Annotated in this window: 6 protein-coding genes and 2 pseudogenes; 6 read left to right on the top strand and 2 right to left on the bottom strand. The window is 70.6% G+C overall.

Annotated elements, in window-relative coordinates; translation table 11 throughout:
- Positions 1-473 (bottom strand): annotated as a pseudogene (locus tag ABZW30_RS07975) (helix-turn-helix transcriptional regulator); the annotation flags it as partial.
- Positions 474-630: 157 nt separating this feature from the next.
- On the opposite strand from ABZW30_RS07975, the gene ABZW30_RS07970 reads away from it, so the two are divergent.
- The 5 genes and pseudogenes from ABZW30_RS07970 to ABZW30_RS07950 all read left to right on the top strand — a co-directional run.
- A complete protein-coding gene (locus ABZW30_RS07970) occupies positions 631-987 on the top strand; it encodes a hypothetical protein (protein ID WP_355670166.1) in 357 nt (118 codons plus the stop codon).
- A gap of 144 nt (positions 988-1,131) precedes the next feature.
- Complete coding sequence (locus tag ABZW30_RS07965; protein WP_355670165.1) at positions 1,132-1,281, top strand: hypothetical protein; 150 nt, start codon at positions 1,132-1,134, stop codon at positions 1,279-1,281.
- A 136-nt stretch (positions 1,282-1,417) separates the two neighbouring features.
- Positions 1,418-2,848, top strand: a complete 1,431-nt coding sequence (locus ABZW30_RS07960; protein ID WP_355670164.1) for a CHAP domain-containing protein — start codon at positions 1,418-1,420, stop codon at positions 2,846-2,848.
- Between the two features lie 187 nt (positions 2,849-3,035).
- The gene (locus tag ABZW30_RS07955) at positions 3,036-4,331 is read left to right on the top strand and encodes a transglycosylase family protein (RefSeq protein ID WP_355670163.1); all 1,296 of its coding nucleotides are present in this window, start codon (positions 3,036-3,038) and stop codon (positions 4,329-4,331) included.
- A gap of 214 nt (positions 4,332-4,545) precedes the next feature.
- A pseudogene (locus ABZW30_RS07950) lies at positions 4,546-4,707 on the top strand (dicarboxylate/amino acid:cation symporter); the annotation flags it as partial.
- A gap of 205 nt (positions 4,708-4,912) precedes the next feature.
- Here ABZW30_RS07950 and ABZW30_RS07945 read toward each other — a convergent pair.
- Entirely contained in the window at positions 4,913-5,116 is a 204-nt protein-coding gene (locus tag ABZW30_RS07945; RefSeq protein ID WP_355670162.1) for a cold-shock protein, read from the bottom strand.
- A 375-nt stretch (positions 5,117-5,491) separates the two neighbouring features.
- Here ABZW30_RS07945 and ABZW30_RS07940 point away from each other — a divergent pair, with 375 nt between their 5' ends.
- Positions 5,492-6,394 carry a menaquinone biosynthesis protein gene (locus tag ABZW30_RS07940; RefSeq protein ID WP_355670161.1) on the top strand — a complete coding sequence of 301 codons (903 nt, stop codon included), beginning with the start codon at positions 5,492-5,494 and terminating at the stop codon, positions 6,392-6,394.
- Positions 6,395-6,451: the final 57 nt, after the last annotated feature.

The raw sequence follows: 6,451 nt of genomic DNA, 5'->3' as shown, positions 1-6,451 counted from the left end.
TTGGCGGCCGCGATGTTCTCGGGCTTCTGCCCGCCGTCGGGCGCGAAGGTCATGACCTCCTCGCACACCTCCCGGGTGAGCGTCGTGAGCCGGTCCCGGATCTGGTCGAGACCCGTGAGCTGTTCGACGCCGGGGTGGTTCCCGGCAGGCCGAAGGCCGGCGTAGTCGGCGATGAGCTGTGCAGCTGCCGCCCGGGAGGCCTCCACGCGCAGCTGCTGCGCGGCGAGTTCCGCCTGTTGGCGGGCCATCAGGAGCTCCATCCCGACCTCGGGGGATACCGCCCGCAGTTCCCCCTCGCGGTCCGCGGACGGCCGTAGCAGGGCCAGTTCGCTGAGGGTGTCCAGGGCTTGCCTGACCTGGGGGTCGGTCAGCGACAGCCGTACCCCGAGGGCGGCGACGCCGTCCTGCGGATGGGCGAGCATCGCCCGGTAGACCGCCTCCGAGATTCCGTCCAGACCCAGTGCCGTGAGCATCCCCACCCCCGTGATGAACCAGTGTTCGAAACGTACGCGATCATTTCACGGGCGGTGGAAGCTCGGCCATCGGGCTGTGTGGACGGTTCCGGCCACCGACTGAACCGTCCATGTTCGCCCTCTACACACTGATTGCCCGCTTCGGCACGCTCGCTCCATGTACCTCGTTCATGCCGCGTTGCGGCCCCTTTCGCCCGGCCTGCGACTGTCACTCGACGCCCGTGAGCTCCTGCTGGCCGCCATTCGGCCGGAGGACCGGGTCGAGCACCTCGTCGTCCACCCGGATGCGCTCCCGAATCCGGTGCTCGGTGTCTACCTCCTTGCCGACTCCCTCGCCGAGGCGGAGAGCCGGACCGACGCGTTCTGCCGCCGCGCACTGACGGCCGTCCCCCGGCTCGCCGGCTGGAGTGCGGCACGGGTGGCCGCGCCACTCGTCACGCCCTTCTACGAGCGGCTGCTGTCCTCTTCCGGTCGCCCTGGCCGGAACGGTCCAGGGACGTTTCCGTCCACCTGAGAGCCCTTCCACCGGCCCTGACCAGCGGGGAAGCTAGTGATCGCCGGAAGGGAGCATCGCTCGAACGGCAGACCGGAAAGCACGTCACCGCGGGACGTCGACACCGGAATCCAGCACTTCATCGCATCCGAAGAGGACATCGTCATGCCCCGCACTGTCATCGCCAAGGCCGCCGCGGTCGCCGCCCTCGCCCTCGCCGCCCTGGTTCCCGCTGCCGCGCAGGCCGCTTCCGCCCAGCCGGTCACCACCGTCCAGGCTGCCACCGTCCAGGCCGACAACATGATCTGGGGCTGACCCCCGCCCGGGCCGCCGTATCCCGTCGACCGGTTGCTCCTGCAGGGCAACCGTCCGATTCCGCCCGACTCATTCCTGCCGCGCATCGTGCTCGCGGCACTCACGTCCCGGCTCACACCGCCTCTGGAGATATGTCATGCCCAAGACGAACTTTCGTCGTGCCGCCGCGCTGAGCACCGCCGCCGCGTTCCTGCCCATCAGCCTCGCTCTGGGCGCCGCGCCCGCTTCCGCCAGCATCGGCTCCTCCATCGCCGTCACCGCGCAGGCCAACCTCGGCGACAAGAACTGCATGACCAACAGCGCGGGAGGGACGGGGTATTACAGCAGCTGCAACGGGGAAGCCTGGTGCGCGGACTTCGCCAAGTGGGTCTGGGCCCAGAACGGCGTCGACGTGAGCGGCCTCACCTCGGGCGCCGGCAGCTTCGGCCGCTACAACGGCGGACTGCACAGCACCCCGCACGTCGGCGACGCGATCCTCTTCAACTACAACGGCTACGACTACGCCGACCACGTCGCCCTCGTGACGGCCGTCGGCAACGGCACCGTCACCACCATCGGCGGCAACGAGCACGGCGTGCACGGCAACTGGTCCGCCACCTCCATCGTCCAGCAGTCCACCCACAGCTCGGCGATCGGCTACAGCTGGGGCGGCCAGCGCATCAGCGGCTACGTCTCGCCGATCGGCGGAACGGACTCCGGCGGAAGCGACGCCCCCGCCCCCGCCCTGCCGCCGGGCAACCACGTGTACGACAACATCCGCTTCGCCAACGGCACCTGGCAGGGCGCCGCGCTCGCCGACGGCGGCGCCGACGTCTCCCAGGTCACCACCGCCTCGCTGCCCAACGGCGACACCCACGTCCTCACCCTCGTCGGCGGCTCGGTGTACGACAACGTCCGCTTCGCCAACGGCACCTGGCAGGGCGCCGCGCTCGCCGACGGCGGCGGCCACATCGACCAGATCGCCGCGGTCGGCATGCCCAACGGCGACATGCACGTCGAGACCCTCTCCGGCGGCGTGGTCTACGACAACATCCGCTTCGCCAACGGCACCTGGCAGGGCGCCAAGATCGCCGACGGCGGCGGGTCGGTCGGCGCGGTGTCCGTCGCGGCCCTGCCCAACGGCGACATGCACCTGGTGACCCTCACCGGTGGCTCGGTGTACGACAACGTCCGCCACGCCGACGGCACCTGGCAGGGCGCCCAGGTCTTCGACAACGGTGGCTACGTCTCCTCCGTCGCCGCGGTCGGCATGCCCAACGGCGACGTGCACGTCGAGACCCTCAACAACGGCTCGGTGTACGACAACGTCCGCTTCGCCAACGGCACCTGGCAGGGCGCCCAGGTCGCCGACAACGGCGGCGGGGTCGGCGCGGTGTCCGTCGCGGCCCTGCCCAACGGCGACATGCACCTGGTGACCCTCACCGGCGGCTCGGTCTACGACAACGTCCGCCACGCCGACGGCACCTGGCAGGGCGCCGCGCTCGCCGACGGCGGCGGCCACGTCAACGCCATCTCCGCCAGCGGCATGCCCAACGGCGACATGCACCTGGAGACCCTCGCCAAGTAACGGGTCGCCGACGATCCAGAACCCGACCGCCCGGTCCCGCTCCAGGGGCCGGGCGGTCGCCCAGCCCGCACCACAGCCCTGACCGGCAACACCCCGCGGATACCGCCCGCCACCCCTTCCGGCCCGCGGCACCCGACCCGGCTGCCCACGCGACGCGCCCACCACCGCAGAATCCCAGGAGCCCACCATGCCCGCACGCACTCTCAAGGCCCCCGTCCTCCGCCGGATATCTGCCGCCGCCGTGCTGATGGCACTTTCCGTACCATTGCTCGCCCCGACGGAGGCCTCGGCCGCCTCGGTCGCCACCTGGGACAAGGTCGCGGCTTGCGAGAGCACCGGCAACTGGAGCATCAACACGAACAACGGCTACTACGGCGGCCTCCAGATCAGCCTCTACAACTGGCGCTACTACGGCGGTCTCAACTACGCCCCCCGCCCGGACCTGGCCACCAAGCAGCAGCAGATCCTCATCGCCGAGAAGCTCCTCGCCGACCAGGGCGCCCGCGCCTGGTCGTGCGCGCCGGGCACCGGCCTCGCCACCGACCACACGGACCCGTACCCCGCACCCGCCCCTGCCCCCGCGCCGAGCTGGAAGGCGCAGGTACTGGTGAACGGTGGCGGCGGAATCTTCCACGCGACCCGCGACGCGTCCGGCAACTGGTCGGGCTTCGCCAACGTCAACGCGCAGACCGGGGACATCGGCCTCGTCGGTTCGCTGGCCGACGCCGGAATCAACGGCGACACGCACGTGGTGGCGGTCGGCGGCAACGGCGACATCTACCACGTCGTCCGGTTCGCCGACGGCCAGTGGGGCGCCTTCGGCGACGTCAGCTCGCAGGCAGGGTCCCTGACGTCGGTGACCAAGGTGTCGGCGGCGTCGATCGGCCCGGAGCTGAACGTGCTGGCGGTCGCGAGCGGGCGGCTGTTCCACACCGTGCGGCACGCGGACGGGACATGGACCGCGTTCTCCGATGTCCAGTCGCAGGCGGGTCCGCTGCCGGCGGCCGTGACCAGCGCGTCCGAGGCTTCCGTGAACGGGCAGCTGCAGGTGGTGGCCGTCGCCGGCGGCCGCGTCTACCACTCGATCCGCGCCGCCGACGGCACGTGGAGTGCCTGGGGCGACGTGTACTCGATGGCCGGAGACGCGGGAGCGGCGACCGACGTCGCGATGACCGGGGCCGGTGCGGACATGCAGATCGTCATCGCGTCGAACGGGGGGACGAAGCAGTACCACGGTGCCCGGCTCGCCAGCGGCCAGTGGATGCCGCTGACCGATCTGACCCCGGTGGCGGGCTCGTTCACCACGACGTCAGTGAGCGCCGCAACGGTCGCCGGCGAGCTCCAGGCCACATTCGTCACGACGGACAACCGCATCCTGCATGCCATCCGCCACACCGACGGCACCTGGCAGAACGCCGCCGCAATCGACCTGACCGGCGTCTATGGCAACCACTACGCCGCCAGCATCACCGGGACTCTCTGAGCCTCGCCCAGTGCGTGGTGGGGTCCGCTCACGAACACTTCCCAGACGGTGAACGGCCTCGGGCTGGGAGGCAGGGAAAAGCCTGCCCCGCCGACACTCTCTCGTGCGGCACCACCACCCGGTCGGCTCCGCGGCGTGACCTGCGCTCTCAGGGGTCCTTCCGCGAAGCCCGCCGTGGAACTCCTGGGACAAGACCAGTGCAGCATCAGTTGTCAACGTCGCCGGTCAAGCGCTGGTGCCGGTGCTGGTCGCCGCGCGGGAGAAGATCCTGGACGTCGCCGCGTACAACAACCCCTCCGGTGACCTGTACGAGGAGGACGGGCCGAAGGCCGTCGTCCCGGCGCAGACCGGCGCGAAGGCTCCGGCCGCGGTCTGATCCGAGCGGTACGAAAGGGGCCGCCCTCGCACCACCTGGTGCGAGGGCGGCCCCTTCGCCGTGCTCTCCCCGAGGGGGAAAAGGCAGGGGGCCCGCCACGATGGGCAGGCCCCCTTGGGTGCTGCTCTTGTGCTCATGGTGACGGCTGTCGGGAGCCGTCGGCGGACCCGCGCGGGTCCCGAGCGATCAGAACATCAGAGGATGGTCAGACAGCGCTGACGTTCTCCGCCTGCGGACCCTTCGGGCCCTGGGTGACGTCGAAGGTGACCGCCTGGTTCTCCTCCAGCGAACGGAAGCCGTTCGCGTTGATGGCGGAGTAGTGGACGAAGACGTCGGGGCCGCCGCCATCCTGGGCGATGAATCCGAAGCCCTTCTCAGCGTTGAACCACTTGACGGTTCCCTGAGCCATGCCGTTCTCCTTGCGATGCGTGTCGGGGGCCACACCGCGTGGCACCCGGTCCGCTGCGCTGATCGCCCTGCCTCCGGACGAGTCCGAAGTTTTTCGATATTGCTGAAAAACTACAAAAAGCCCGCGGTTACATGCTCCGCAGGCTTCAAGTACTGCAAGGGGAATCAAACTGCAACTGAGGGCAACGCTAGCATGCGGTCGCTGTGACGACCAGGGGTCGCCTGAGGTGCGGACGGCGCGTGTCGTGAGGCCTGGGAGCGGGCGTGCGAAGGCCTGTTGAGGGCGCGCGTGCGCGTGTCGGGTGGCCGGTGCGACCCCTCGTGAACTGCGGGCATACGCTGCGGGGAGGCGCACGAACAGCAAGGGAGCGGCGCAGTGGCAGCGGACGTGCAAACGCGGGAGCCCCAGGAGAACACGCCGGTCAGGCCGCGGGTCGGCCATATTCAGTTCCTGAACTGCGTTCCCCTCTACTGGGGTCTCGCCAGGACCGGCAATCTGCTTGATCTCGACCTCACCAAGGACACCCCGGAGAAGCTGAGCGACCAGCTCGTCGGCGGTTCCCTGGACATCGGGCCGATCACCTGCGTGGAGTACCTGCGCAACGCCGACGACCTGCTGGTCCTGCCCGACATCGCGGTCGGCAGCGACGGCCCGGTGATGTCCTGCCTGATCGTCAGCAAGGTGCCGCTCGCCGACCTCGACGGCCGCCGGGTCGCCCTCGGCTCCACCAGCCGCACCTCGGTCCGGCTGGCCCGGCTGCTCCTGGAGGAGAGGGAGGGTGTGCGCCCCGACTACTTCAGCTGCCCGCCGGACCTCAGCGCGATGCTGGCCGAGGCCGACGCCGCCGTCCTGATCGGCGACCCGGCGCTGCGCGCCTACCTCGGGCAGGCCGCCGACCTCGGGCTGACCGTCCACGACCTGGGCGCGATGTGGAAGGAGTGGACCGGTCTGCCGTTCGTCTTCGCGGTCTGGGCCGTGCGCCGGGAGTTCGCCGAGCGCCGCCCCGAGCTGACCGCGGCCGTCCACCGGGCCTTCCTGGAGTCCCGCGACCTGTCGCTGGTGGAGGCCGCCAAGGTCGCCGAGCAGGCCGCCCGCTGGGAGGCCTTCGAGCCGGACGTGCTGGAGCGGTACTTCAGCGAGGCGCTGGACTTCTCGCTCGGCGAGCGGCAGCTGGCCGGGGTCGCCGAATTCGCCCGGCGGGTCGCGCACGACAGCGGGTTCGCGCCGGACGTGGCGGTGCGGCTGCTGGAGCCGGTGGCGCTGCCCGCCGGCCAGTAGGCCCAGGGCCCCGGGAAGTCGGCCCGGAGCCCCGGAAGTCGGCCCGGCCCGGTACGG

Origin of the sequence: Kitasatospora sp. NPDC004669, from assembly GCF_040609455.1 — a bacterium.
Classification (GTDB): domain Bacteria; phylum Actinomycetota; class Actinomycetes; order Streptomycetales; family Streptomycetaceae; genus Kitasatospora.
This window is presented reverse-complemented; position numbering and strand designations above follow the sequence as displayed.

Excerpts from the sequence above, each read along its gene's own strand:
- ABZW30_RS07970 (WP_355670166.1), top strand. The coding sequence starts at position 631 with ATGTACCTCGTTCATGCCGCGTTGCGGCCCCTTTCGCCCGGCCTGCGA.
- ABZW30_RS07965 (WP_355670165.1), top strand. The coding sequence starts at position 1,132 with ATGCCCCGCACTGTCATCGCCAAGGCCGCCGCGGTCGCCGCCCTCGCC.
- ABZW30_RS07960 (WP_355670164.1), top strand. The coding sequence starts at position 1,418 with ATGCCCAAGACGAACTTTCGTCGTGCCGCCGCGCTGAGCACCGCCGCC.
- ABZW30_RS07955 (WP_355670163.1), top strand. The coding sequence starts at position 3,036 with ATGCCCGCACGCACTCTCAAGGCCCCCGTCCTCCGCCGGATATCTGCC.
- ABZW30_RS07945 (WP_355670162.1), bottom strand. The coding sequence starts at position 5,116 with ATGGCTCAGGGAACCGTCAAGTGGTTCAACGCTGAGAAGGGCTTCGGA.